Below are 25,240 nucleotides of genomic sequence, written 5' to 3'. Positions count from 1 at the left end.
GTGAGGCGCGCCGCGCTACCACCCGAGCATGCCGGCTTCGAGTGCGCCAGCGCCGCGCGGGCGCGTGGCGTAGCGGCGCGAGGCCGGCATGGGCGCACCGGCATGCAGATGCGCCCACAGCGCATCGAGCGCGGCATAGCCATAGGGCAGCAGCGGTACATGCCGCTCACCGAAGCCGGGCATGGCGAGAAAGGCGTCGAAGTGCTGCGCATGCGGCACGCGCCAGTACACGGGCGCGCGGCCGGCCGCCTGCAACGCCGCGACATAGGGCGCGCTGCTGAACTCGATCGGCAACAACCCATCCTGTTCGCCCTGGGCCACCACGATCGGCAAGTCGGCGCGAGGCAGGTGCGCCGCGCTGGCTGCGACGGCCGCATGCAGCGCCTGCGCGCCTTCGCTGGCATCGTTCCACAAGGCCCGCAGGCAATCGACACCGGGCCGCGTCGGATCGGCGCCGGCCTCGACGCCGCCGAGCAGCATCACGCCGGCACCAGGCGCGATGCCGCTGGCGTCGGACCACCACGCCGCACGCAGCGCCGGCGCGGCCGCTTCGGGCAGGCCTGCGGCCGACAGCGCCGCAAACGAGAAGCCGCACGGCATCGCGGCGGGCGCGGCGCGCAGGTACGCCGATGCGTAGGTCGCGCCGACCGCACGCCACAGGTCGAACGTGGTCGTGCTGGCCGCGGTGGCGAGCGTCGCGTCCTGCCAGCCGCTCGCGTGCAGTTGTTCGAGTGCCGAGCGCGCCTGCGCGGCAACGCTGTCGCCATTGACGAGGCCATCGGCGCGCAGGCCGGCGCAGCGCGCCAGCCAGGCCGGTGGATGCGCGCCCTGCAGGCGCGCCAGTGGCACCGCATCGAAGCGCGCATCGAGCAGCGCGCACGGCAGCAGCAACGCCGCTTCGCTCACGTAGTCGTACAGGGCACGGCCGTGCCCGGCGACATGGACATTGGGTTCGAGCGCGACCACGCCGGCAAGCAGACCAGCGTCGTCGAGCCCGGCCGCCTGCAGCACGGCGCCTGCGCCGTTGGACAGCCCGGCGGCGATGATGCGCGTGTTGGCCGGGCTGAATGGCGCCTGCGCGGGCAGCGCGCGCTCGAGCATGGCCAGGCCGAATCGCGCCGCCTGCAGCACATGGCGACCCCAGTCGGCCTCGGGATTGTCCTGCGAGTGGGCATGCTTGATCGCGATGCCGTGCAGGCCCGCGGGCACGGCCGGTTCGAATTCGAGCACGGCCTCGCCGCGCTGCGCGCGCGTGCCATCGAGGGCGACACCGCTGTCGGAGTCGAGATCGAAGTAGCCGCTGCCGGCGCCCTTGTCGGTGTAGACCACGGCGCAGCCGCGCGGCAGGCCCCAGGCGCCGGCCAGCGCGATCGCGCCATACACGCCACGCGAACCCGATGCCGGTGCGACCACGAGGCAGCGCGCCTTGGCATCGAAGTCGTCGGGCACCTGCAGCAGCACGCGGTGCGGCGCCCGCGCACCGGGCAGCCGCGCGAACGCGCTGTACTCGCGGCCCGGCACGTTCGGCACGGCGCCATACACACTGCCGTAGCCGCCGAGCGGGCCAAGGTCGGCGATGCCGGCCCAGCTCGCATGGATGGCGCGACGGCGCAGTTGCTGCGCGCTCGGCGCGGTCGGGTCGGTGAAGGCCGGCGGCTTGGCACGCAGGCCGGCCAGACCCAGACCTGCGCTGAGCAGGTCGTCGTGGTCGCGATGCACGCTTTCGCGCACCGCGCCGAGGAGTTCGCGTTCGATCATCGGCCGCTCCGCAGAGGACGGCTGCAGCGCGCAGGCACCGAGGCTGCAGCACAAGAGCAAGACAGACAGGCTACGCATCCACGCAGCCTAAGCCAAGCGCGCCCGTCCTGCATCGGACGATCGTCCAGTAGGTGGCCGCGGCGCGGTGCAGTCGCGGCGTGAATTCGCCGCGGCGAGCCCCTACAGTTCACGCATGCGCATCCTCATTGCCGATGATCACCCGCTGTTCCGCGGCGCCTTGGCCCAGGCGGTGCGGACGGTCGCCGCTGGGGCGCAGATCGAGGAGGTCGGCAGCTTCGACGCAGCGCTGGCCGAACTGGCCGCGTATCCGCATACCGACCTCGTGCTGCTCGACCTGCACATGCCGGGCAGCCACGGCCTGATGGCATTGGCCACGCTGCGCGCCGAATATCCGGCCGTGGCCGTGGCGATGGTGTCGGCGCACGACGACGTCACCACGGTGCAACGTGCGCTCGTGCACGGCGCGCTGGGATTCATATCCAAGCGCAGCAGTCTCGACGAGCTGCAAGCCGCGTTGCGCACCGTGCTCGCGGCGCAGACCTGGGTGCCGCCGCCGCTGCGCGAGGACCTGTCGAGCCATCCGCCGGCGCTGGCCGAACGCCATCTGGCGGCGCGGCTGGCCGCGCTGAGTCCACAGCAGATGCGCGTGCTCGTCCTCGTTGCCGATGGCCTGCTCAACAAGCAGATCGCCGATCGCCTCGGCGTGCAGGAACGCACCATCAAGGCGCACCTGAGCGCCATTTTCGAACGACTCGACGTGCGCAACCGCACCCAAGCCAGCGTGCTGCTGCGCTCGCTCGAACTGGCCGATCCGGCGCAGCGACTCGATCCCTGATTGGCGCGGTCGCGACGCGGCGCTCAGTGCCTGACGGCCACCACCTCGCGGATGCGATCGAGACTGAGCGCCTCGCTGGTCGCCGGCGCGGGCAGGCCAGCCTGGCGGCAATACTCGGCAAAACGCGGGTCGTCCCGAAAACGCAGCAGGAACGGGTCGACGAGAACGGACTGCACCGCGTTGCCGGCACGTTCCCAGTCGCGTTGCAACCAGGTGAACGCTTGCTGCGCATCGCCACGCAGGGCGTAGGTGCGGGCGATGGCCAAGGCATTGCCGGCGCGACCCTCGCCGGCGAGCAGCTGCTCGAGCGCCGCGTCGGCCGCGGCTCGATCCGCGCCGATCTGGAGCGCCAGCGCCAGCGAGCGATCGCGCCAGACGCCGGACGTCATGCGTCTGGCTTCGGCGATCGCGGTCTGGGCATCACCACGCAGGACGGCCAGATAGGAACGCTCGCTGGCGTGCCACTCGGTGTTGTCGGGATCCAGCTGTACGGCCAGGCGCAGGTTTGCATCGGCGTCGTCGAGTCGGCCCAGGCTTGCCTGCAACCGCATCAGGTAGATGCGCGGGAAGCCTTCGAGCGGATCACCTTCGATGTACTTCTCACGCTCGGCGATCGCTTCGTGCACCCGGCCGAGCGCGGTCAGCAGCAGGCTGTGCGCTCCATGCGAGGGATCGTCGGCGGGCACCTGCGACAAGGCGATATCGAACTCGGCCAGCGCCCCATTCCAGTCGTGCTGTGCACTCCTGAGCCAGTTGGCGCGGATCGCATGCGCCTGGCCGAGGCCGGGTTGCAGGCGCAGTGCGGTGTCGATGTCGACACGCGCCTGCGCGTAGCCGGCGTGCGCAGCGGCGCGATCCTCATTGCCATACGCGAACAGGGTGCGCGCATGGCCGAGCCACGCCCACGCCTGCGCATAGCCCGGGTCGAGCTGCGTGGCGCGCGTGAACTCCTCGATCGCGCCCGCAAGATGGCGCGCGCCATTGCCCATGAAGTACGTCCCGTGCAGATAGGCCTCGTAGGCCCGCAAGTTGCCGCTCGCAGGGCGCCCGCCCTTGACCATGTACGGCATGGCCCGCATCAGCTTCACTTGCAGCGCGCCCGCCACCGCCAGCGCCACTTCGTCCTGCAATGCGAACAGATCCGCGTAGGGACGATCGAAACGTTGCGACCATTCGGCCGTGCCATCGCTGCTGCGGACCAGTTCGACGCCGATGCGGACATGGTCGGCATCGCGCTGCACGCTGCCTCCAACGAGGTGGGTGACGCCGAGCTGGGCACCGATGCTCTTCACGTCTTCGTTGCTGTCGCGGAAGTGGAACGCGGCACCGCGACCGATGACCTTGAGCCCTTCGTACTGGGTCAGGGCGTCAATCAGGCTTGCGGAAATCCCGTCGGCAAAGAACTGTTGATCGGAATCGCCGGTGGCGTTGACCAGCGGCAGCACGGCGACGCTGATCGATTGCGATGCCGGCATCCCGGCCGCAGGTGACGGCGGCGCTGGCGTGACGGGCGGCGGGGCTGGCCGCAGCCGCCAGCCGGCAAAGGCCAGCGCGAGCAGCGCCGCTACGGCCCCTGCCGTGAAGCGCAACGGCCAACGGCGGCGCATCGTCGCGGGTGTGGGCTGCGGCTGCGGCGCAGCAGCCGACGCGACGCGCGCATCGGCTGGTGGTGCCGTGTGCGTCACGGGCGCCGCCGCCGGCGCTGCAAGTTCGGCAGGCTCGGCATCCGCGGCGATCTCGACACCATCGAGGCCATCGGCGCAGGCCGCCGCATCGACGCTGTCGACGCCGTCGGTGGTGGACGTCGCCGCCGGCAGATCGAGCCGATAGCCCACCCCATGCACGGTATGCAGCCAGCGTGGCTGGTGCCGATCTTCGCCCAGCGCCTGTCGCAGCAGCGTGACGATGCGATTGAGCACGCCCGGCGTGACGTGGCTGTGGCCCCACACCGCATCGAGGATCTGGTCGCGCATCATCACATGGCCCGGATGGCGCACCAGCAGCGCGAGCACGGCAAACGCCTTGGGTTCGAGCGGTACGACCTGGCCGCCCACGCGCAAACGATGGGCATCGAGATCGATCTCGACCGCATCGAAGCGGATCACGCCCGCTGACTTGTCCTCGGCCATTCCCAGTGCTCGATCAGGTGGACGTCATGCGCCCAACCGGATCAATAGGTTGCACCAATCCCCAACGATTTCACAAGCATTTCCCAAGGTATTTCCACGCCGCTTCCACGCAAATCCTCAAGACCTGCCCGACCTGGCCGCGAACACTTGAGCCGCAAGCGCAGTTCGCGTGTTGCCGAGTCACCCGCCTGAGGAGCAATGCCATGAAAACCCTGTTTGGCTGTCTTTGCCTGCTGTCCCTGTGCGCCTGCGTGCCTGCGCTAGCCGCCGACACCACCGCCGCGTCCGACTCCTTCGTGATGACCTGTCCGGTCAACCATCTGCCGCGCCACGCCGACGTCGTGCGCGCATTCCACGAATACAACCTCGGCAAGGTCTTCGTGCTGCGCCAACAGGTGATGCATGAGGCCAACCGCGCCTGCCGCGGCGGTGACGGGCGCGTGCAGATCGTCTCGACCAGCGCGTCGATGCCGGCCGCCAATCGACTCGCAACAAGGTGAGCACAGAGCGCCATCACCACACCACCTGGCCATGGCGCCGCACCGCGGCCCATCCAACCGCAGGGAGACCATATGGACCGCGCAGCTCCGAATTTCGCACCTGCAGCGACCGGGCGCCACCCCGCGCCGGCGCCGAGTGCGGCGCGCCGGCAGCGGGTCGGCGTGGCGCATGGCGTCGACAACGATGTCCTGTTCGGTAGCGTCTACGGCCGCCTCAAGGCGATGGCCGGGTGGCGCCTGGCGCATGCGCACGGCACCCTCGACGCCACCGCCCTCGTGCACGAGTTGTACCTGCGCATGCATGGTCGCGCACTGGCGTTCGAGCATCCCGAACAGTTCCTGGCCTACGCGGCGCGCGCCATGCGCCACCTGCTCATCGATCGCGCGCGGCAACGCCAGCGCCGGTGCCACGGCGGCGACGGGTTCGAGGTCACGATGACCGGCTGCGCCGGCGAACCGGCGATCGACAACGCCGAGCGCGCGCTGTCGATCGACCAGGCGCTGCGCAATCTCAGTCGCGTCGATGCGCGCGCGGCGCGCGTGGTGGAGCTCGTGTATTTCCGCGGCCTGACCCTGCAACAAACCGCCACGGCGCTCGGCCTGTGCCGGCGCACGGTCGATCGCGACTGGCAATTTGCGCGTGCCTTCATTCGCGCCGAACTCGGCTGAGGCGACGATGGTCGCCTCACTGCGCATACTCTTCGACGCAGCCATCGATCTGGCGCCAGTAACGCGCGCCGAGTTTCTTGCCACCCATTGCCGCGACCCGGTCGAGCGGGCCGGTGATCTGGCCGGCGACATCGAGCATCGTCTGGCGGCGCTGTCAGTACGGGCCCGTCCGCCTTCACGCTGGTACCGCATGCACACGTTCGCGCGGTGCCATCGCCGCGGCGTCGCTGGCGGCTTCATCTTCATGCTCGCCCTGATGGCTGCGTTGGCATACGCGTTGATCCAGGCCGCGGCGACCCGGCATGTGTCGCAGCGTGCCAGTGCCCTGCGCGACTTCATCGTCGCCGCGTTCAGCGAAGCGGTACCGGGAGCGCCACGCGGCGATCCGCCCACGGTCACTGCGGTGGAACGCAACGCCGCGGCGCGGGCGCGCGCCGATGCTGCAACGCAACCGACGGTGCGCAGCGTTTTGCTGCCCTTGCTGGACGGCGTGCTGCGCGAACAGGGCGCGTTCGGCGATGCGATCGCGGTGTTGCAGTACGCACGCGCCGGCGTGACCGCGCAGGCCGGCGCCGATGCCGCATCGGCTCAGGCCAGCGCACTCGGGCTGCTGCGCGCCGCGGTCGATACCCAGCACAACGGCGAAGCGCGCGCGCTGGCCATCCGCCTGCTGCCCAAGGTGCCGCCGGCGCGCCAACACCGGCCACCGGCATGTCGCAAATTCCGTCCGATCACCGTTTCCCGCAGTTCCCACCCCTGAACAGGACCACGCCATGACCAGCAAGATGCATCGTCTCGCCGCCGCCATCGCCACGTTCACCGCTGCACTGGGCACTGCACACGCCCAACAGTTCGGCTCCTGGGGTGACCCGCAACCAGTCGCGGCGATCAACACCGCCGCCGCCGCCGAAGGCTGCCCGATCGAATCGCCGGACGGGCTGGCTCTGTACGTTGCTTCCAATCGCGGCGGCGGGCTCGGCAAGCAGGACCTGTGGCGCGTGCAGCGCCCGTCGGTGGAGGGTGCTTGGGGAGTGGCCGAGAACCTCGCCGCGCCAGCAAACTCGCCCGAGTTCGATTACTGCCCGACGCCGGTGGCCGGCGGTGGTCTGCTGTTCGTGAGTTCGCGTCAGACCGCCGACGATTGCTTTCCCGGCGACACGCCGCCAACGCCGCCACCGGGCGCTCCGGCGGCGGGTGACATCTTCCTCACCCACGAGGGCCCGGCCAACACCTGGTCGGCGCCAGTCAATCTCGGCTGCTATCCGAATGGCCCCAACACCGCCGGCGACGAGTACAGCCCGTCGCTGGTCAACACCGCGGCCGGTACCTTCCTGTTCTTCTCCAGCAATGGCTATCCCGACAGCCAAGGCCAGGACATCTACATGAGCCAGGTGCACGCGGACGGCAGCGTGACGGCCGGCGTGCGCGTGGCTGAGTTGTCGACCAGTGCCGATGATCGCATGCCAAACGTGCGCGCCGATGGCCTCGAGGTCGTGTTCAGCTCCAATCGCGACGGCAACATGGACGTCTACGTTGCCACGCGCGCCAACCCTGCGGCGGCGTGGTCGGCGCCACAGCGCATCGCCAATCCTTCCATCAACAGCAGTGGTTCGGAGACGCGTCCGTCGCTGTCGGCAGACGGCACCCGGCTGTACTTCGGACGCAAGGCTGACGCCGCCGACCCCGGTGATGTGTTCGTCGCTACGCGGACCCGCGCCGCGGCTGCGATGGCGCATCCGGCGCCAACGCTGTCGGTACCGATGCTCGCGCTGCTGGCCCTGCTGCTCGCTGGTGGCGCGTGGTTCGCTCGGCGCGCTGGCGCAGCGTGGGAGTGACGAAGGATGTCTCAAACCGCTCGAGCGCGGCGTTCCCCGCCATCGAATCAAGGCGCGCTTCAAGCGAGAAACGCCTTGAGCCGCTATCCACGCACGCCGGTCAGCCTCGACGCATCCGTCGACGCTCCGCGGTCGCCGGATGCCACGACTCATCGCCAATGCCAGGAGGCAACGTCATGACATACCAATAGCTCCGTCTCGCCACGCTCGCACTCGCCACGTTCGGCGCAACCGCTCATGCCGACATCTACACCGTCGGCAGCGGGAGCGGCTGCACGCATGCGTCGATTCCAGCGGCCATCGCCGCGGCACAGAGTCACGCCGGTGCGGATACCGTGCGCATCGCCCGCGGCACGAGCTATCTCAATGTTCATTTGAACATCGACACCACGCAGGAGCTCACCCTCGAAGGCGGCTACTCCAGCTGCACGCAAACCGCGCCCGACGCCTCCGGCAACACGGTGCTGTCGGCGAGCCACACCCAGGGCGCGGTGCTGCACGTGGTCGCGGGCACCGGCGGCGTGGTGCGCGTGAAGCGGCTCGAGCTGCGCGATGCCGCCAACGACTCGTTCGGCGGCGGCGGCATCTATTTCGAAGGCGACGGCATTCTCGACGTGAGCGACAGCCTCATCACCGCCAACCGCGCCAACAACGGCGGCGGCATCTACGCGCACGGCACCGGCGGTCACGCCGAGCTGGTGATCGGAGCCAACGTCGTCATCGGCAACAACATCGCCAATACCGACGGCGGCGGCATCTACGCCGACCAGGTCGAGATGACGATGATCGACCCCGGCAGCATCCTCATGGCGAACAAGGCGCCCAACGGCCACGGCGGCGGCCTCTACGTCCGCGCCGGCAGCCTCAACGGCTACGCCTACGTCGGCAGCAGCGGCGTCGCCGGCGTCGGCGCGATCTGGGGCAATTCCGCCAAATACGGCGGCGGCATCGCGGTCGGCGGATCCAACGGCAGCCATGGCACGACCCGATCCGCCGAACTGCGCCTGTTCTCGACCGATCCGCAAAACCGCCCGGACCACCGCGTGCGCATCTCAGGCAACACCGCCTCGGCCGCAGGCGGGGCGATCCACGTGCAATCCTCAGACGGCGGCCTGACCAGCGGTGACGTCCACGCCCAAGCCAAGCTGTGGAACACCGTTCTGGAGGACAACAGCGCGCCCAAGGGCGCGGTCGCCTATCTGGACGGCGGATCGTACAGCGCCTTCCTGTTCAACGAAGACAGCCCGACCACACCCTGGCCGGCCGGCGTGCCGCGCTGTCCGGTGGCCAGCGATTGCGGGCGCATCGTCGGCAACGTCGCCACCGACAGCGGCGGCAACGCCACCGACGGCGCGATGTTCGAGGAGGCCGGCAACGGCTACGCCCTGTTCGGCCTGGGCTGCATCCTCGATGGCTGCGCCCTGCCCACCGGCGGCATCGTCATCGAGGGCAATCGCGGCGGCCGACTGGCCGATGTCCGCCCGATCAGCTTCAAGAACGCGCTGATCGACGGCAACCAGTTCACCAAGCAGTTGATCCGCGCCAGTTCGCTCCGGCTGATCGACGCCACGCTCGCCGGCAACACCGTCGGCATCCATCCGTTCCTGTCCACCAGCACCTACACCGAAATCAAACGCTCGCTGCTCTGGCAGCCGGGCCTGATCACGCTCCAGCACAGCGGCACGATGGTGGTCGATCACGTCATGGCCAGCGAGATCGACTCCATCGGCGGCAACTTCGGCGGCGGCGGCGACTGCGGCGGCGGGGTGTGCGCGATCCTCGCCGATCCGATGTTCGTCGACCCCGCGCACGGCGACTACACGCTGCGCGCCGCCTCGCCGGCCATCGACATGGCGCCGGCGATTGCCGGCGACGACCGCGATGTCGTCGGCCGCACGCGCGACTACGACCTGCCGCACACCTGGGCCGACAACGGCCCGCGCGACCTCGGCGCCTTCGAGCGCCACTGGTTGTCGCCGCTCGTGCTCAACGGCAATTTCGACCCCCACGACCTGCGCCTGTGGACGGTGTTCGCCGGCGAGTGGAATGGCACCGAGAACGTTGTCGGCGACTACGGCTCGGGTGCGTGGCGGTTGCAGAAAGACGTGACGCCGCCGATCGGCGGCCTGTCGCTGCCCGACGCGCCGACCAGCGGCGACTACCCGGCCGGCGAGCAGTGCATCGTCCTGCCCGGCCCGGGGCGCTACCTGCTCAGCGGCTGGGGCAAGGCGGCCGGCAACATGATGTTTCACGACAGCGCCGTGCTGGCCTGGGAATACCGCAAGAACAGCACCTTCGATTGCGGCGGCACGGTCGACGCCTCGGGCGAGCTGACGCTGAGCACCAGCTCGAGCTGGGCGCGGCCGACGCATCCGGCGGTCATCGACTCGACCGAAGCGGATTTCTACGCCAGCAACCCGACGATCAAGCTGCGCCTGATCGGCCGCAGCGGTTTCCCGGCCGGCCTGATGACCGTGTGGTTCGACGGCATCACGCTCGACGTCACCGAATTCGACGACGAGATTTTTGCCAACGGCTTCGACTGACGTGTTGCGCCGGGGCTTCCGTCACGGTCGCGCCCGCCCGGACGCGATCGCGACGGAAGTGTCCCTCGGTGCGCGTGACTCGTGTCGCGCACCGCGACGGATCCATCGACACCAACGCGCGCAACCGCGCCAGCCAACCTTCACCGATTGGCGTCACACCAAGAGGTGCGCCGTGTTCGTGCGCCAAACCAGCCGTGACGCGCTTGCGCCGACCATCATTGGATTCGCTCTGGCCAATCCAGCCAAAGCGCAGGTTGGCGCGAATCCGGCCATCGTGATGGCCAATCAGGTTCATTTTCTGGACACCTGACAGGGTGACACCTCGCTTGCATACGTTTGCGGCGTCCTGCCTCAGGGAGGGCCGGCCGCGGTCGTGAAGTTGAACCTGCCATGCCCGACAGGACGGATCCGGGTCCAGTCGATGGGCATCGTTTCAACCCTGCCGCCATGCCGCTGCCTACGCAATGCGACCGCGACGCTGCATGCGGCGGCGTCGCGTTCGAGCCGCAGCCCGGGGCCGTCCTCGACATGGCCGCGTGCACTCTTGATTCCGGCAACTACTTTCGGGCCCTTGCGCTGCCTGCTGACAGTTCCGGTCCACCCCTGTGTGGCCACGTTTCCGTCTCGTGGCTGCTCGACGAGCAGGACGCGCCTCTGGTGAATGAAGGCATCTTTCGCAGCGGCATCGCGCCTGTCCCGGAGCCGTAGTGGAAACCGTTTTCCGACGCACCTGGGCTGGGCCGCGCACGCTGCGGCTGGACATGTCCATTGCATTCACTGTCACCGGCGGCAGTGCGTTCCGTGCTTGTTTCGCCTGGCTCCTTGTCAGCCTGCTGTCGGGTGTGGCGTTGGCGCACAGCGCTGACGATCGCCATGCGCCGCTGGCATCGCGTCGCCTGGTCGCGCGCCGGGCGACGACGCCGTCGGCAACGGCGCTGCGAAGCCGCGCATGGGCCGGATGGTGTCCGGGTCCAGCGCCAGGTCCGATGCGCGCGGCGTCGATGCGCGTGCAGACAGGCGGGCCGCGTGCTCAGCGTCCGCGCGCGGTGAGCAGGCGCGTGAGCAGCGCGCGCAAGGCCAGCGGCCGCAGCGGCTTGTGCAGCAGCGCGCAGCCGGCCGCGGTGACCGCGCGGCGCACGTTCTCGCCATGGTCGGCCGTCACCACGATGCACGGTGTCGACGACGGCAGCGCGAGCTGCGCACGCAAGTCGAGGCCGGTGACGCCCTCATCGAGGTGGTAGTCGAGCAGGAGCAGATCGGGCGCGCGCGCGGCGCAGGCAGCGTGCGCGCCGGGCTGATCGCACGCCGTCGACACGCTGCAGCCCCACGCTTCGAGCAAGGTGCACGTGGCCGCCGCCACGGCGGCGTCATTGTCGACGACCAGCACATGGCCCTGCGGTGCCAGCGCCGGTGGCGGCGACGTCGCGGCAGGCACGGCCGCGGCGGGCGCCGCGCATGGCACCTCGACGGCGAACACGCTGCCGCGCCCGGGCCACGAGCGCAGCGTGAGCGGATGGCCGAGCAGGTGCGCGATGCGCTGGGCGATCGACAGGCCCAGGCCGAGCCCGGCACCACCGCGATCGAGGCGGCGGAATTCCTCGAACACCAGCGAGCGGTCATGTTCGGCGATGCCGCTGCCGGTGTCCCAGACCTCGATGCGCAGCGCCTGCCCATGGCGGCGGCAGCCGAGCAGTACCGAGCCGCTGCGCGTGTACTTGATGGCGTTCGACAGGAAGTTCTGCAGCACGCGGCGCAGCAGCTGCGGGTCGCTGCGCAGCCAATGGCGCGTCGGCACGCAGCGCAGGCGCAGTCCCTTGGCCTGCGCGAGCAGGCGGAACTCGGCCGCCAGTCCCGACAGCAGTTCCGCGGCAGCGAATGGACGGGGCTGCGCCCGCATGCCGCCGGCGTCGAGGCGCGAGATGTCGAGCAGGCCGCCAAGCAGATCCTCCGCCGCCGCCAGCGCGCCACCGATGTGGGCGACGGTTTCGGCCTGCAGCGGGTCGGCGACGCGCCCGGCCAGTGCGTGCGCGAACAGCTGCGCCGCATGCAGCGGCTGCGCCAGGTCATGGCTGACCGCGGCCAGAAAGCGTGTCTTGTCGCGGTTGGCGCGCTCGGCCGCCGCGCTGGCCCGCGCCAACGCAGCGGTGCGCTCGGCCACGCGCTGCTCGAGGGTCTCGTTGGCGCGCGTGAGTGCCTGCTCGGCCTCGCGGAACGCGGTCACGTCGGTGAAGGTGGCAACGAAGCCGCCACCGGGCATCGGATTGCCGCGGATTTCCACCATCGTGCCGTCGGCCAGCCGTCGCTCCGACAGGTGAGGGGTGCCGGCACGGATGTGATCCAGGCGCCGCTGCACGCGCGCCTGGACTTCGCCGGCGCCGATGAGGCCACGCGCAATGTTGTGCTGCATGAGTGCGGCAACCGGCCGACCGACCGCAAGCAGGCCCGGCGGGTAGGCGAACAACTCCGCGTAGCGGCGGTTCCATGCCACCACGTCGAGCGCGGCATCGACCACGCAGATGCCCTGGCTCATGTTCTCGAGCGCGGCCTCGAGCAGGCGCTGGTTGAAACGCAGGTCGCGGCTGGCTTCGCCGACGATGTCGGCCACCGCTTCGAGCTGGCCACCGCGCTCGCTTCGCGCCACGCGCATGAGCAAGCGCGCCGAGGCGGCGCCGACCACGGCCGCGAGCTCGTGTTCCACCGCCGCGATCGCCGTCGGCGGTGCCGGCAGCGCATCCTCGTCGACGAGCGTGCCGACGCGCTCGCGCGGCAGGAAGCGCCGTGCCAGCGCCGCCAGCGCCTGCCCGCTCAGGATTCCGCCGGGCGCCGGCTCGGCGGCATGCGCCCAGCGCGAGTGGGCGACCAGCAGCAGCACGCCGACGTTGACGACCAGGCTCGCCGTCAGCGAGCGCGCCAGCGAACTCCAGTGGCCGAGGCCGAACCAGTCCTGCGGTGACAGCAGCGCGAGGCCGAACGGCCCTTGCCGCAGCGTCGGCGCCAGCGCCGGCAGCAGGGTCGGCGCCAGCACGTAGAGCCAGGCGAGCGTGCCGGCGACGAGGCCCGCGCAGACCGCGCGCGCACCGAGGCTGGGCCGGTACAGTGCGACGAGCACGCCGGGCATGAGTCCGGCCAGCGCCGAGAACGACAGGCCGCCGATGTCGGCCAGCGCATTGCTGCCGGCCAGCAGCCGCGAATAGAGCCAGGCCAGCAAGACCACCGCGAGGATCGCGACACGTCGCTGGCGCAGCACGGCCACGCGCAGGTCGCCGCCGGCACCGCGCAGGCGCAACGGTGCGATCCAGTGGTTGGAGATCATGAGGCTCAGCGCCAGTGTGGCCGCCACCACCATGCAGGTCGCCGCCGACAGGCCGCCGACGAAGGCGAGCACGGCCAGGCCGTGCTGGCCCTGCGCCAGCGGCAGCGCGAGCACGTAGAGGTCGGAGGACACGTCGAGCGCGGCAAAACGCGCCGCACCGGCCTGCGCCAATGGCAGCACCGGCAGCGCGATCAGGCACAGGTAAAGTGGAAACAGCCAGCGCGCGCTGCGTACGTGCGCCACCTCGCGACACTCGACCACGCCGACGTGGAACTGGTGCGGCAGCGTGAATGCGGCCAGCGCGCCGAGCAGCATGAGGGCCGGAAAACCGCGACTGTCGCGCGGCGTGGCATGCACGGCGGCGTCGAGATCGGGCAGCGACAGCACCAGCGCACCGAGCGCGAGCATCGCCACCAGCTTGAACAGGGCATCGCAGGCCAGCGCCAGCACGAGGCCGCGATTGTGCGCCGCCGCCGAAGCACGGCGGGTGCCGAACAGCATCGCGAACAGCGCCATCGCCAACGCGACGTACAACGTCGTGTCCTGCCAGGCCGGCGTGCCGAAGCCGCCGCCACTGCCGAACAGTGCGTAACTCATCGTCACCGCCTTGAGCTGCAGTGCGATGTAGGGAACGATGCCGAGCACGATCACCGCCGTGACCAGTGCGGCCAGACCGGCATGACGGCCCAGTCGCGCGGCGACGAAATCGGCCAGCGAACTGGCCTGCTGCTCGCGTGCCAGCCGCACCAGTCGCATCAGCACGCCGCTGCCGAGCACGTACAGGGCGATGAGGCCGATGAAGGTGGGCGGCAGCCACCAGCCCGAACGCTCGGCCTGGGTCACGGTGCCGTAGAACGTCCACGAGGTGCAATGCACGCCGAGCGAGAGCGCGTAGATCAGCGGCCAGTGGCGCGCCAGAGCCTGCGGCCGGCGTTCGCCATAGCGCGCCACCGTGAACAGCACCGCGAGCCAGGCAAGCCCGGCCACTGCGACCCATGGTGCGGATGAGGCCATGACGATGCGATACCTGGATCCCGGTTCCCGACCAGCGATTGAAGCATGAAAGGCGGCTGGTCGTGGCGGCGATCGCGTACACTCGGGCGGTTGCGCTCAACCGGGGAATCGACATGCGTTGCCATCTTGCCGTTGCACTGCTGACCAGTGTTCTGCTCACCGCCTGTGCCGGCACCACGCCCGCCACGCGCCAGGCGACGACCGCCAGCGCGAGCTGCACGCCGATCGACCAGGCCGGCGTGGCGGCCCTCTTCGAGGAATGGAATCGCGCAGTCGAGTCGGGCAATCCTGATGCGGTGGTGGCGCTGTACGCGCCGCACTCGCTGCTGCTGCCGACGGTATCGAAACAGCCGCGGCTGAGCGCCGCCGACAAGCGCGATTACTTCGTGCACTTCCTGCACGATGCGCCGAGCGGCAGCATCGACCAGCGCTTCGTCGACATCGGCTGCGACAGCGTGGTCGACGCGGGCCTGTACACGTTCCGCTTCGCGCGCACCGGCGCGGTGGTGCCGGCACGTTACAGCTACACCTGGAAGCCGGTCGACGGACGCTGGCTCATCACCAGCCACCACTCGTCGGTGCTGCCGCCGCAGTAGCCCGCGCCCGGCCACGCCGACGCCGCAAGCGGCGCCGGCGTGTGCGTTCAGCGCAGTGGTGCGCCGAGCGCAGCGGCCATCGCGGCGACGGCGCCCAACTGCAGGCCCTCGCGCGTGTCGTAGTGCGCGCCGCCGTAGCCCCACCAGTCCCAGCATCCCTTGGGATTGAGCGGGACGAGGCTGCTGCGCGTTTGCGGGTACAGCACGACGACGTCGTAGGCGTCGGCCCAGCGGTTGTAGCCGGCTTCGCGCACGAAGGCTTCGCCGACCGTGTCGGCGTTCTGCTGGCAGCCGTGGAAGGCGATATGCAGCGCGCACGGCTGGCCGGTGGCGCAGGTCGTGGGCACGTAGAGGTAGCCCGTGGGCGCGAGGAACGCGTCCTTGCCGTGATCGCGGTAGGCGTCCTGGTCGAACCGGCGCAGTTCACCGCTGGCCTGGTCCGCGACCGCGTGCGACGGCTTGCCGTAGAGCGTGGTGAAGATTTCCTGCGCCGCGTCGAAGCCGCAGCGACCGACATAGGGCGGTGCGCTGGTGTCGCACGAGGCACCGGCCGCCACGGTCGGAAAGGTGTGGGTGAAGTCGCGGGCGAGATCCTCGCGCACGCGGGCCTGCGGCGCGAGCGCTCGGTACAGCTCGGCGCTGTCGCGACTGAGCGATGCGCCGACGGTCTGGTCGGCCTTGCCGTGCAGGATCAGCACCGCATCGCCGGCCAGTCCCGCCAGCGGCGCGATCTGTCCGGCGGCTGCCGCGGCGCGCGCGAACGCCGCCAGCGTGGCGATCGTCGGGCCCTTGTCGGCGGCGGGATTCATGCACTGTGCGAGCGCGGTCTGCAGCGTGCCCTGCGCGCAGTGGTAGGGGCCGCCCGCGATGAAGGCGGCGCCGCTGATGTGGTCGGAATAGGCGACGTGGACTTGCTGCGCCATGTAGGCGCCCGAGGACAGGCCCGATACCGTGGTGCGCGCCGGATCGAGCTTGAGCGCGGGCAGCGGCGCGTCGGCCGCGTGCCCGGCGCAGGCGCTGAGTGCGAACACCGCCAGCGCGGTTGCAACGAGTCGCATCGAAGTCTCCAGAACCGGATTGGTCGGCGAACCGGCTTCGCCATGGCGCAGCGGTGGCGGTGGTGTGCATGCACACCACCGCCGCGGCCAGGGTCGCTCAGAAGCTGTAGCGCGCCGAGATGTAGTAGTTGCGCGGCCAGCCGAAGTAGGCGGTCTGGATGTTGCCCACGCTCGAGAACTCCTGGCCGTCGGTCTTGTAGACCTTGTCGGTCAGGTTGCGCACGCCGGCGCGGATCTGCCAGTGGCCGTCGGCCGAATCGAACACGCCGAACAGGCCGACCAGCGCATAGCTGGGCTGCATGAGACCCGGACGGTTGTCGACGCTGAGCCAGGTGTCATCGCGCCAGGACACGTCGCCGCCGACCGTGATCGCGGCACCGCTGCCGAAGTTGAACGTCTGCGTCGCCGCCAGGCGCGCGGTCCACTCCGGCGAGAACGGCACGTGCTTGTGCAGGTCGGCGAGCACCGGGAACAGCTGCACGCGCGGATCGACGAACTTGCTGTAGCGCGCATCGAGCCAGGCGACCTGCGCCGACAGGCGCGTGCCGGTGCCGAGCAGCGCGGCACCCTCGAACTCGAGGCCATCCATCTTCAGGCTGGCCGCGTTGAGCACCGGGAACGAGAACGTCGGGTTGTTCGGATCACCGCTGATTTCCGACACGCGGGCCTGGAAGTCGCGGTAGTTGCTGTGGAAGGCCGCGATGTTGCCCTGCAGGCGGCTGTCGGCCGAGCGCATCTTGAGGCCCAGCTCGTAGGTCCACACGTACTCGGGATTGAACACCGGGCTGGCTGCCTCGGTCGGCGAGTTGGCGCGGCCGTTGAAACCGCCCGACTTGAAGCCGCGATTGGCCGAGACATAGGCCATCACCTGGTCGTTGAACTGCTTCTGCAGCGACAGCGATGGCGTCCACGCATTCCAGCCCTTGCTGGTGGCCGGGATCACGGCCTGCGGATCCTGCGAGGCCGCCTGCAGCGGCGGACCGAAGAAGGCGCTGGTGGTGCGCCAGTAGTCCTTGCTCTCATGGGTGTAGCGCAGGCCCGCGGCGAGAGTCCAGCTCGGCGCGAACTCCCAGCTCACATGCGCAAAGGCAGCCGTGCTGGTGGTGGTCTGGTCGTCGTCGATCGTGCGCAGGAAACCGATCGGCAGGGTGCCGAGCAGCAACAGGTCGTCGGCATAGGCTTCCTGGTGCGAGGGCAGTTTTTCGCGCAGCCAGTACAGGCCATACACCGCCTGCAGGTTGCTGCCGTTGTCGTACTGGAGCTGGAATTCCTGGCTGGCCTGCTTCTGGTGGAAGTCGACCAGCACGTCACCGAGCTCGAACTGGCTGGCGTCGATGTCGATGTAGGCGTCGCTGTTGAGCCAGCGGTAGGCGCTGATGCTCTTGAACGCCCAGGCGTCGGACAGGCGCCAGTCGAGCGTGAGACCCACGCCCTTGTGGGTGAGGTTCTGGCCCTTGTCGGGGCCGAACGAGGTGCGCGAGTGGAAATCGTATTCGCCGCCCGGTGGCGTCAGCAGCACGCTCGCCGGCACGCCGGGCACGAGGTTGGTGGCCAGCAGCGGCGCGGTCGGCGCGCCGAGCGTGAGCGCGGCATCCTGTTTGGTGTAGTCGAGGCCGAGCGTGGCCTTGAAGTCGTCGCTGGGTCGGAACTGCAGCTTGGCGCGCAGCGCGCGGGTGTCGTCGTCGTTGTAATGACGGCCCGTGACCGGGTCCTTGACGTAGCCGTCGTTGCCGGTGACTGCGCCGGCCACGCTGGCCGACCAGCGCTCGTCGAAGCTGCCCGACAGGTAGAAGCGACCTTCGGCGCGACCGTAGTTGCCAAAGGTGAGTTCGGCGGCGCCGGTGGTGGCGGCGCTCGGCTCGCGGGTGACGATCTTGATCGCGCCGCCGGTCGAGTTCTTGCCGTACAGCGTGCCCTGCGGACCGCGCAGCACTTCGACGTGATCGACGTCGAACAAGGTCATGAGCGCGCCCTGGATGCGCGAGTAGTAGACGTCGTCGACATACACGCCCACGCCGGGATCGAAGGTCTGCAGCGCATCAGGCTGGCCGATGCCGCGGATGAAGATGTTGGCGCTGTTGGCCGAGCCGCGACCCTGCACGATGTTGAGGCCGGGCACCGCGCCCTGCAGGCCATCGAGGTTCTCGGCCTGCAGGTCCTTGAGGTCGTCCTCGCTGAACGCGCTGACCGCGACCGGAATCTTTTCGATGTTCTCGCTGCGTCGCCGCGCGGTGACCTGGATCGATTCCAGTTCGGTCATCGGGTTGCCCTGGCTCGCGGCAGCGCTGTCCTGCTCGGGTGCGGGGTCGGCCGCGGGCGCGGCCGCGTGGGCCGGGTGGGCGAGCGCGGCGCAGGCGCAGGCGATGGCAAGGCTGAGCAAATGACGTTGCATGGTTCCCCTCCAACAAGGATGCCGGCCGCACGGCCAATTCGCGCGCAGGCTAGGCGACTGGCGTCGGCGCCACACTTGTACCTTCGTACAGTGGGCCATCGCGCCGGCCTGCGCATACTCGTTGCCACGCGTGGCCGCGCGTGCTGCGCCGGCTGCCTTCGCAGCAGGGAACCCGCCGATGGCCTTGATGATCGTGCTCGCCGCGCTCGCCTTCCTCATGCTGGCGGCCTACCGCGGCCACAGCGTGATCCTGTTCGCGCCGCTGGCCGCGCTCGGCGCCGTGCTGCTGACCGAACCGGCGCTCGTCGCGCCGATGTTCACGGGCCTGTTCATGGACCGCATGGTCGGCTTCCTCAAGCTGTATTTCCCCGTGTTCCTGCTCGGCGCGGTGTTCGGCAAGCTCATCGAGATCTCGGGCTTCTCCAAGTCGATCGTGGCCGCCACGATCGGCCTGGTCGGACGCGGCCGCGCGATGCTGTCGATCGTGCTCGTCTGCGCCTTGCTGACCTATGGCGGCGTGTCGCTGTTCGTGGTGGTGTTCGCGGTGTATCCGTTCGCGGCCGAGCTGTTCCGGCGCAGCGACATTCCCAAGCGGCTGATCCCGGGCACGATCGCGCTCGGCGCGTTCACGTTCACGATGGACGCGCTGCCGGGCACGCCGCAGATCCAGAACGTCATTCCGACGACGTTCTTCCAGACCACGACCTGGGCGGCGCCGTGGCTGGGCAGCATCGGCGCCGTGTTCGTGCTGCTGCTGGGCATCGGCTATCTGGAATGGCGCCGCCGCGTGGCCGCGGCGCGTGGCGAGGGCTATGGCGAGGCCCACACCAACGAGCCCGAGCCGTTCGCCGGTACGCGGATGGCGCCGGCCGCGCTCGCGATCGCGCCGCTCGTCGTGGTTGGCGTGGTCAACTTCGTGCTCACGCGGCAGATTCCGCACTGGTATGGCAGCAGCACGAGCTTCGCCCCGAGCGTGGTCGGCAACGCCGCACCGATCGTGCAGGAAACCGGCAAGCTGGCCGCGATCTGGGCGGTCGAGGGCGCGCTGCTGGCCGGCATCGCCTGCGTGCTGGTGTTTGCCTGGCGCCCGGTCAGCCAGGCCTTCGCGCACGGCACGCGCACGGCGGTGGCCGGCGCCCTGCTGGCGTCGATGAACACCGCCTCCGAATACGGCTTCGGCGCCGTGATCGCGGCCCTGCCCGGCTTCCTGCTGGTGGCCGATGCGTTGCGCGCGATCCCGCATCCGCTGGTCAACGAGGCCGTCACCGTCACCGCGTTGGCCGGCATCACCGGCTCGGCCTCGGGCGGCATGAGCATCGCGCTCGCCGCGATGGCCGACTCGTTCTCGCAGGCCGCCGCCGCCGCCGGCATCGCGCCCGAAGTCCTGCACCGCATCGCGGCGATGGCCTCGGGCGGCATGGACACGCTGCCGCACAACGGCGCCGTCATTACCCTGCTCGCGGTCACCGGCCTCAGCCATCGCCAGTCCTACCGCGACATCTTCGCGATCACGCTGATCAAGACGCTGGCCGTGTTCTTCGTGATCCTCGTCTACGGCATGACCGGGCTCGTCTAGCCGACGCCCCGCTCACCGGCGTGGCGCGTTGTCGCCGGGCTGCCCGCGGGCGCAATCGCACGCAGCCAGCGGCGGCGGCACATGGGTGATGGCCGCGCGAATCTCGAGCGCAGTTGTCCCCGCGGAATGCTTCGATCGCTTCGGCCGACGCGCGGGTGACCTCAACGCGGCGTCACCGAGACCGGCGGGGTGCCGTCCACTGTCTCCGCGTGGCCATGCGCTTGGCGCGGCTTGTCGTGCCCGCTCGGATAGGGCACGTAGTCCGACCCGAAGCCGACGTCGCCGGGGCGCCAGCCGGCGCGTGACCACAGCGCGCCCCAGAAGCGCCGGATCGCGCCCCATTGCATGGCGACGAGACCGCGCTCGTTGTCGATGTCGACCATCGGGTCGAGCACGCCGGTCGGGCGTGGCGGCATGCCATAACGCGCCGTGCCGAACCACTGGTCCCAGATCGACAGCACCTGGCCGAAGTTGCAGTTGTGCAGGTTCGGCCGCTGCTCGTCGACGATCATGTGATGCAGGCGGTGGAATCTGGGATCGACGAACACGCGCTCGAACAGGCGGCCGAAGCCATAGCGCACGTTGGTATGGGAATAGCACTGCACGAGCTCGCCGACGAACATCAGCAGCGCGAACTCGTCGGGCTCGACGCCGACCAGCACGCCGAAGCCACCAAGCACGATCGACTGCAGCAGGCCGTCGACATAGCTGCCGCGGTCATTGCACCAGCAGCTCATCTGGCGCTGGCTGTGATGCAGGCTGTGCAGCGCCCACCACCACGGCAGCCAATGCTGGGCGCGATGCATCCAGTAGTAGGTGAAGTCGAACAGCAGGTAGTACAGGCCAAACCTCAGCCATGGCCAATCGGCCAGCCACGGCAACAGCGCCAACAGGCCGGTCGGGCCCTCGCTGCCGCTGCCGCTGCCGCCGACGCCAGCCAACTGCGCAAGCGGCGTCAGCACGAGGTAGCCGAACAGCGGATTGAGGCCGAACAGCATGATGAGGGTATAGGTGCGATCGATGCGGGCGTAACGGCGATCGCTCCAGCGCTCGGCCGGCGCCAGCGACTCGAGCGGACGGAAGATCGCGCCGATGATGAGCACCTGGATCGCGGCGATGATGAGCGCCTCGGCCACATCGCGCGGATCGCCGAAATAGCGGGTCAGATGCAGCCAATCCAGCAGCGGCAGCACCGCGTGCTGGTTGAAGGCGTCGACGAGGGCAGGCCACCAGGCAAACATGGGCCGATTCTACTCGCTTGCAGTGCCGGGCCTGCGGCGTCGCGCCGCGCCGTGCCGTGCCGCAGCCCGCAGCGGCGTCCCACGCAGGCCTCATGGCTGTCCCGAGGTCGGGCCAAGTTGCGGCGGCGGAATCAGGCCGGGACGTCGCGCGAGGTGGCGCTGGCGCACTCCACGATCAGCGCGGCATGGTCGGTGATTGCCTGCGTGAGCGGCGTGCGGTCATAGCGAATGCTCGTCACGCGCGCATCGATGGGTGTGGTCGCAAAAACGTGATCGATGCGGAAGCCGCGCCCGGAGTCGGCAAACCAGCTGAATTGCCTGGCGTCGGGGTTTCTTGATCGCCAGCAATCGACGTATGGCCCGCGCGACAGCAACTCGAACTGGCGCGCACAGTGGAACGTGGCTGCCGCTTCGTCCACGTAGTGCCGTCCCGTGTTGAAATCGCCCACGAGCAGCGCTGCCGGGTCGGCGCTCGGCGGGCCTGCAAGCAGGAAATCGAACAGCGTCGATTTTGCCTGCCGTTGAGCGAAGTAGACGCCATACACCGTCAGATCATCGAAGTGGGCCGCAATGAGGCGGTGGCAGTGATCCGGCCCGAGCTGCGGATAGGCGCGGCCGATGAAAGCGATCCTCGAGGCGATGCAGACGCTGTTCTGGTTGCGCACCGCCGACGCTGCGGCAAAGAACGGCAAACCTTGGCGGCCGAAGTGCGCGCGCAGCAGGTTCGCGTTGGCGTTGTCCCTGAACTCCGACAGGACCACCACATCGGGATGGCAAGCGCCGATGTAGCGCGCGATGGCCTCAATGCGATTGCCGCCACCATGGCGGATATTGAGGGCGAGAATCCTCATCGGCAGCCGGCTCGGGGCGAGGAACAACCATGCGAGGCGTGGCGCATGGCTGCTCGACGAACCTGCTCAAGCATCGCTCGCTCAAGCGCTTTCTTGGACGATGCCTCGCCGGGAGCGGCGCGCGCCCACCAAGAGAAGCCACAGACAGATGCCGATCTCGCCTACTGCGGCCGGCAGAAGCGCGTAGGGCGGGAAGTCCACGCCCGGCGCGAGAATTTCCCAGAACACCTGGGACACATAGCCAATGCCGCCAAGAACGAGGAACACGCCGAGGACCTTCGGCAGGAACCCGGATCGAATGACCAGATAGCCGAATGGAAGCAGCCACAGTCCCCAGAACAGCGTCGTGACCAACAGTCCATTGCCATAGGCGGCGAGTGCCAATGTGGCTTGGGATTGCGATTGGTCAACAACGCCGCGGCTGAGGATGTCGAGCGCGTCGAGCCGATTGACCAGACTGACCAGCGCGATCGGTACGCTGACCACGGCCAGCGCCACCATGAGCGTCGCTGCGTCCCGATGCACGGGACGCAGTAGCCTGAACAGCGCGAGCGGCAGCAGCAGGAACGCAACCTGCTTGACCAGGAACGCCGCGATGCCGGCCCGGAACAAGAGGTTGTGCGTCAGAATGTTGTGGAGCGTCGCACTCGGATCCCCCGTGACCGTGATCCGGGACGGAACATGGACGAGACTGAACAAACCGGTCACGACGACGACGAGGTACAGCGCGCCGGCGAGCCTGCTGATCTTCATTGGGTTGGTCATTCAACGACTTCCTGTGGGAGTTGAGCGCATGAGCCCGTCCGAGGCTGCGGATCACCACCGGCATGGGTGCGTTGTCAGCTGCGGCCTGTCGCGCGTCCACGAGGGCAGCACGACCGACCGTCCGCGCCGAGGAGTTTGCGCAGACTGCCCGAACGGTCGCTGACCTGAGTTAAGCCGACTTGCGTAGTGGAGCCATCCACATCGCAAGCGGTTCCTGCCATGTTGTTGGTGGAACGAAGCCAGTTCGGCTTCGACGAATTGTTAATCGTCACCCCGGCTCGCCGTCAACTCAAGGCCAAGATCAGCTTTGCTGAGACCTCATACGAGCCTGGCGGGCTTGCAAAGGAAAGGCTGGCAGGTGCGCACAGTGCCAGGGCAGTGAGAAGATTCAGACAAACGCGCATGCCACTCTCCTGTGACGGCTAACGCTCGGCAACAGCGGTGCGCGAAGTGCATCCGCTGCATGCCGTTCTTAGGGCGATGCGGTGGTGTCGCATCGAACTAGGCCACCGGCACGATGAAGCGCCCACGCCGCCGCGCCGCGCGCAGCAGCAGCACAACCGCGACCGTGGTCGACACGATTACCAGCAACGAACTCTCTGGGCCGAACATGCCTCCGGTAAGCCAATCGGGCCCGGCAAGGCGGCTTTCGAGCGGCGCCAAGCTGCGCCAGTCCTCAATGCCGGAAAGCGGCACGCCAGCGAGCAGAATGGTGAAGTTCCATGCCGCATGATTGGCCGCCGCCGCCCACAGGTTGCGCGTCAGGACGAAAACCGTGGCCCAGAGCAGGCCCGCCAACGTCACTGCGACCAGCATGGTCACCGCGTCGATGAGCCTACCTCGTTCGACATTCTCCAAGTGCACCAAGGCGAACACCACTGCCTGCACTGCCAACGCCACCGACGTTCCCCAGGCCCGTTCCACGATGCGGAACAGCAGGCAGCGGTAGGTCAACTCCTCAAGGACAGCCGCGATGCCGATTAGTGCTGCCACGCCGAACAGCGACGGCGAGGCGCCGCGAAACAGCACCAGTTCGTAGGCGCCCAGGGCGAACAGGACAGTCATCGGGAGCGCCACCAGGGCAGCGCCGCTCGCGCCGCCAAGCATCAGCGGAATCGGCTGCAGGCGCAGTTCGGTCGCTTCGCGCTTTTCGTGCCAGCGCACGAAAGCCCAGTAGCCCGTGACGGCCGTCAAAAGGATGCCGGCGCGTCTGAAGGCGCTGAGCAGTTCGGGCCCGGGATTGAACGCCGCTTCGATCAGCGGCAGTACGCCCCGACGAAAGATCAGAATCGAGCCAAGAACCGCCACCCCACCCAGCAGCAGTGAGCCGAGCATGCGGCCGGCAACGCGTATTCGTCGTCGCCCGATATTTACAGTTGCACGCGGAGCGGTCATGTCGGCTTATCGCCTGAGTCAAGCCGCGCCGCGAAGCGCCGTCGGCTTGATTTGTTAGCCAGCAGCCCGAATCTTGGGTGCTGTCTTTTCAAGGGCCTCCGCCATGCGAGTCTGCCAGCCTGGGCCGCTGGCCTTCCAGCGGGCGATGACTTGCGGGGGCAGGCGCAACGAAAGCAGTTGCCGTGGGTTCTCCGACTTGGGGCGACCGCGCCGTACGAGCTTGCTGCCGTGGTACAGGTCTGCACCGGCAATCCAGTCGTCCGTGATCTCCGGGAGATCCGGGTCAGGTGAGATGTGGTGTGAGCTTTTTTGCTTCGCGTTCATGGCAATGCCTCATGCTGATGATGCGCCTTGCGGCACCGCGGGGCGTCCATGCGAAGACGACAAGCCGAGCGTCAAGCCAGCCAGCGGTGATGAAGCGGGGCTCGCCGTAGTCTTGGCGGTCATCTGTGCGAGTGAAGTGCGGCCCGACAAACACTTCGCCAGCGCGCAGCATGTCGAGGCCGCGCTCCTGCAAAGTCCACTCACGCTTCGCAGGGTCGCAAGTGATTCGCACGCTTTAACGTAGCTACGTAAAACGCGTCTGTCAACCGCGACTTTCTAGCTTCTGCTGGCTAACGCTTGAATTAAGCCGCGCCGCGAAGCGGCGTCGGCTTGAACGGCGTGGCGATCCCGCCCGGCTCGGCCAAGGTGCGCCCCGCCGTGCTCGCAGCGCTGGAAGATGCGGACAACGAAGTTGCCGATGT

The 25,240-nt window shown here is 68.8% G+C and carries 21 protein-coding genes; 10 read left to right on the top strand and 11 right to left on the bottom strand.

All coding sequences use genetic code 11. From position 1 onward, the window contains the following. Positions 1-15 precede the first annotated feature (15 nt). Complete coding sequence (locus tag KF903_RS13470) at positions 16-1,758, bottom strand: 3-hydroxybutyrate oligomer hydrolase family protein (protein WP_291215823.1); 1,743 nt, start codon at positions 1,756-1,758, stop codon at positions 16-18. Positions 1,759-1,951: 193 nt separating this feature from the next. Between KF903_RS13470 and KF903_RS13465 the strand changes: the two genes are divergently transcribed. After that, on the top strand, positions 1,952-2,614 hold the full coding sequence (locus tag KF903_RS13465; RefSeq protein ID WP_291215821.1) for a response regulator transcription factor: 663 nt from the start codon (positions 1,952-1,954) through the stop codon (positions 2,612-2,614). Positions 2,615-2,637: 23 nt separating this feature from the next. Here KF903_RS13465 and KF903_RS13460 read toward each other — a convergent pair whose 3' ends face one another. Next, positions 2,638-4,743, bottom strand: a complete 2,106-nt coding sequence (locus KF903_RS13460) for a winged helix-turn-helix domain-containing protein (RefSeq protein WP_291215819.1) — start codon at positions 4,741-4,743, stop codon at positions 2,638-2,640. 203 nt (positions 4,744-4,946) lie between these two features. Between KF903_RS13460 and KF903_RS13455 the strand changes: the two genes are divergently transcribed. Together KF903_RS13455 and KF903_RS13450 are read left to right on the top strand one after the other, a co-directional pair. Beyond that, positions 4,947-5,243, top strand: coding sequence for a hypothetical protein (locus tag KF903_RS13455; RefSeq protein ID WP_291215817.1), 297 nt, complete (start codon positions 4,947-4,949; stop codon positions 5,241-5,243). A gap of 72 nt (positions 5,244-5,315) precedes the next feature. After that, positions 5,316-5,912 (top strand): ECF-type sigma factor, encoded by a 597-nt coding sequence (locus KF903_RS13450; RefSeq protein WP_291215814.1) that lies wholly within the window; start codon positions 5,316-5,318, stop codon positions 5,910-5,912. A gap of 16 nt (positions 5,913-5,928) precedes the next feature. On the opposite strand, the gene KF903_RS13445 is transcribed toward KF903_RS13450, so the two are convergent. Beyond that, the gene (locus tag KF903_RS13445) at positions 5,929-6,051 is read right to left on the bottom strand and encodes a hypothetical protein (RefSeq protein WP_291215811.1); all 123 of its coding nucleotides are present in this window, start codon (positions 6,049-6,051) and stop codon (positions 5,929-5,931) included. A gap of 51 nt (positions 6,052-6,102) precedes the next feature. Between KF903_RS13445 and KF903_RS13440 the strand changes: the two genes are divergently transcribed. From KF903_RS13440 to KF903_RS13420, 5 genes are all read left to right on the top strand, one after another. Beyond that, positions 6,103-6,672 (top strand): hypothetical protein, encoded by a 570-nt coding sequence (locus KF903_RS13440; RefSeq protein ID WP_291215809.1) that lies wholly within the window; start codon positions 6,103-6,105, stop codon positions 6,670-6,672. Positions 6,673-6,685: 13 nt separating this feature from the next. Then, complete coding sequence (locus KF903_RS13435) at positions 6,686-7,747, top strand: hypothetical protein (protein WP_291215807.1); 1,062 nt, start codon at positions 6,686-6,688, stop codon at positions 7,745-7,747. Positions 7,748-8,082: 335 nt separating this feature from the next. After that, positions 8,083-10,293 (top strand): hypothetical protein, encoded by a 2,211-nt coding sequence (locus tag KF903_RS13430; protein WP_291215805.1) that lies wholly within the window; start codon positions 8,083-8,085, stop codon positions 10,291-10,293. A 172-nt stretch (positions 10,294-10,465) separates the two neighbouring features. Beyond that, entirely contained in the window at positions 10,466-10,603 is a 138-nt protein-coding gene (locus KF903_RS13425) for a hypothetical protein (protein ID WP_291215802.1), read from the top strand. An 80-nt stretch (positions 10,604-10,683) separates the two neighbouring features. Beyond that, positions 10,684-11,001, top strand: coding sequence for a hypothetical protein (locus KF903_RS13420; protein WP_291215799.1), 318 nt, complete (start codon positions 10,684-10,686; stop codon positions 10,999-11,001). Positions 11,002-11,323: 322 nt separating this feature from the next. Here KF903_RS13420 and KF903_RS13415 read toward each other — a convergent pair whose 3' ends face one another. Beyond that, complete coding sequence (locus tag KF903_RS13415) at positions 11,324-14,620, bottom strand: PAS-domain containing protein (RefSeq protein ID WP_291215796.1); 3,297 nt, start codon at positions 14,618-14,620, stop codon at positions 11,324-11,326. 113 nt (positions 14,621-14,733) lie between these two features. On the opposite strand from KF903_RS13415, the gene KF903_RS13410 reads away from it, so the two are divergent. Further along, positions 14,734-15,216 carry an SgcJ/EcaC family oxidoreductase gene (locus KF903_RS13410; protein WP_291215793.1) on the top strand — a complete coding sequence of 161 codons (483 nt, stop codon included), beginning with the start codon at positions 14,734-14,736 and terminating at the stop codon, positions 15,214-15,216. A gap of 47 nt (positions 15,217-15,263) precedes the next feature. On the opposite strand, the gene KF903_RS13405 is transcribed toward KF903_RS13410, so the two are convergent. Both KF903_RS13405 and KF903_RS13400 read right to left on the bottom strand, forming a co-directional pair. Beyond that, entirely contained in the window at positions 15,264-16,274 is a 1,011-nt protein-coding gene (locus tag KF903_RS13405) for a PHB depolymerase family esterase (protein WP_291215791.1), read from the bottom strand. Positions 16,275-16,371: 97 nt separating this feature from the next. Then, a complete protein-coding gene (locus tag KF903_RS13400; RefSeq protein ID WP_291215789.1) occupies positions 16,372-18,666 on the bottom strand; it encodes a TonB-dependent receptor in 2,295 nt (764 codons plus the stop codon). A 178-nt stretch (positions 18,667-18,844) separates the two neighbouring features. On the opposite strand from KF903_RS13400, the gene KF903_RS13395 reads away from it, so the two are divergent. After that, on the top strand, positions 18,845-20,242 hold the full coding sequence (locus KF903_RS13395) for a GntP family permease (protein WP_291215787.1): 1,398 nt from the start codon (positions 18,845-18,847) through the stop codon (positions 20,240-20,242). 161 nt (positions 20,243-20,403) lie between these two features. Here the strand turns inward: KF903_RS13395 and KF903_RS13390 are convergent, their stop codons facing one another. The 5 genes from KF903_RS13390 to KF903_RS13370 form a co-directional block, all read right to left on the bottom strand. Next, positions 20,404-21,483, bottom strand: a complete 1,080-nt coding sequence (locus tag KF903_RS13390) for a sterol desaturase family protein (RefSeq protein ID WP_291215784.1) — start codon at positions 21,481-21,483, stop codon at positions 20,404-20,406. 131 nt (positions 21,484-21,614) lie between these two features. Next, positions 21,615-22,361 carry an endonuclease/exonuclease/phosphatase family protein gene (locus KF903_RS13385; protein ID WP_291215781.1) on the bottom strand — a complete coding sequence of 249 codons (747 nt, stop codon included), beginning with the start codon at positions 22,359-22,361 and terminating at the stop codon, positions 21,615-21,617. 54 nt (positions 22,362-22,415) lie between these two features. Continuing rightward, the gene (locus KF903_RS13380) at positions 22,416-23,099 is read right to left on the bottom strand and encodes a DUF4386 domain-containing protein (RefSeq protein ID WP_291215779.1); all 684 of its coding nucleotides are present in this window, start codon (positions 23,097-23,099) and stop codon (positions 22,416-22,418) included. A gap of 501 nt (positions 23,100-23,600) precedes the next feature. Beyond that, positions 23,601-24,434, bottom strand: a complete 834-nt coding sequence (locus KF903_RS13375) for a CPBP family intramembrane glutamic endopeptidase (protein WP_291215776.1) — start codon at positions 24,432-24,434, stop codon at positions 23,601-23,603. A gap of 114 nt (positions 24,435-24,548) precedes the next feature. After that, positions 24,549-24,818: a BrnA antitoxin family protein gene (locus tag KF903_RS13370; RefSeq protein ID WP_291215774.1), complete on the bottom strand. Its 270-nt coding sequence runs from the start codon at positions 24,816-24,818 to the stop codon at positions 24,549-24,551. Between the last annotated feature and the right edge of the window lie 422 nt (positions 24,819-25,240).

The organism is Dokdonella sp. (assembly GCF_019634845.1).
Lineage (GTDB): Bacteria > Pseudomonadota > Gammaproteobacteria > Xanthomonadales > Rhodanobacteraceae > Dokdonella_A.
Note: the sequence above shows the minus strand (reverse complement) of the source record. Positions and strands in the feature narration are given on the sequence as shown.

Bases quoted from the DNA above. Each gene is read 5' to 3' on its own strand.
- KF903_RS13470 (WP_291215823.1), bottom strand. From the start codon at position 1,758: ATGATCGAACGCGAACTCCTCGGCGCGGTGCGCGAAAGCGTGCATCGC.
- KF903_RS13465 (WP_291215821.1), top strand. From the start codon at position 1,952: ATGCGCATCCTCATTGCCGATGATCACCCGCTGTTCCGCGGCGCCTTG.
- KF903_RS13460 (WP_291215819.1), bottom strand. From the start codon at position 4,743: ATGGCCGAGGACAAGTCAGCGGGCGTGATCCGCTTCGATGCGGTCGAG.
- KF903_RS13455 (WP_291215817.1), top strand. From the start codon at position 4,947: ATGAAAACCCTGTTTGGCTGTCTTTGCCTGCTGTCCCTGTGCGCCTGC.
- KF903_RS13450 (WP_291215814.1), top strand. From the start codon at position 5,316: ATGGACCGCGCAGCTCCGAATTTCGCACCTGCAGCGACCGGGCGCCAC.
- KF903_RS13445 (WP_291215811.1), bottom strand. From the start codon at position 6,051: ATGCTCGATGTCGCCGGCCAGATCACCGGCCCGCTCGACCGGGTCGCG.
- KF903_RS13440 (WP_291215809.1), top strand. From the start codon at position 6,103: ATGCACACGTTCGCGCGGTGCCATCGCCGCGGCGTCGCTGGCGGCTTC.
- KF903_RS13435 (WP_291215807.1), top strand. From the start codon at position 6,686: ATGACCAGCAAGATGCATCGTCTCGCCGCCGCCATCGCCACGTTCACC.
- KF903_RS13420 (WP_291215799.1), top strand. From the start codon at position 10,684: ATGCCCGACAGGACGGATCCGGGTCCAGTCGATGGGCATCGTTTCAAC.
- KF903_RS13415 (WP_291215796.1), bottom strand. From the start codon at position 14,620: ATGGCCTCATCCGCACCATGGGTCGCAGTGGCCGGGCTTGCCTGGCTC.
- KF903_RS13410 (WP_291215793.1), top strand. From the start codon at position 14,734: ATGCGTTGCCATCTTGCCGTTGCACTGCTGACCAGTGTTCTGCTCACC.
- KF903_RS13405 (WP_291215791.1), bottom strand. From the start codon at position 16,274: ATGCGACTCGTTGCAACCGCGCTGGCGGTGTTCGCACTCAGCGCCTGC.
- KF903_RS13400 (WP_291215789.1), bottom strand. From the start codon at position 18,666: ATGCAACGTCATTTGCTCAGCCTTGCCATCGCCTGCGCCTGCGCCGCG.
- KF903_RS13395 (WP_291215787.1), top strand. From the start codon at position 18,845: ATGGCCTTGATGATCGTGCTCGCCGCGCTCGCCTTCCTCATGCTGGCG.
- KF903_RS13390 (WP_291215784.1), bottom strand. From the start codon at position 21,483: ATGTTTGCCTGGTGGCCTGCCCTCGTCGACGCCTTCAACCAGCACGCG.
- KF903_RS13380 (WP_291215779.1), bottom strand. From the start codon at position 23,099: ATGACCAACCCAATGAAGATCAGCAGGCTCGCCGGCGCGCTGTACCTC.
- KF903_RS13375 (WP_291215776.1), bottom strand. From the start codon at position 24,434: ATGCTCGGCTCACTGCTGCTGGGTGGGGTGGCGGTTCTTGGCTCGATT.
- KF903_RS13370 (WP_291215774.1), bottom strand. From the start codon at position 24,818: ATGAACGCGAAGCAAAAAAGCTCACACCACATCTCACCTGACCCGGAT.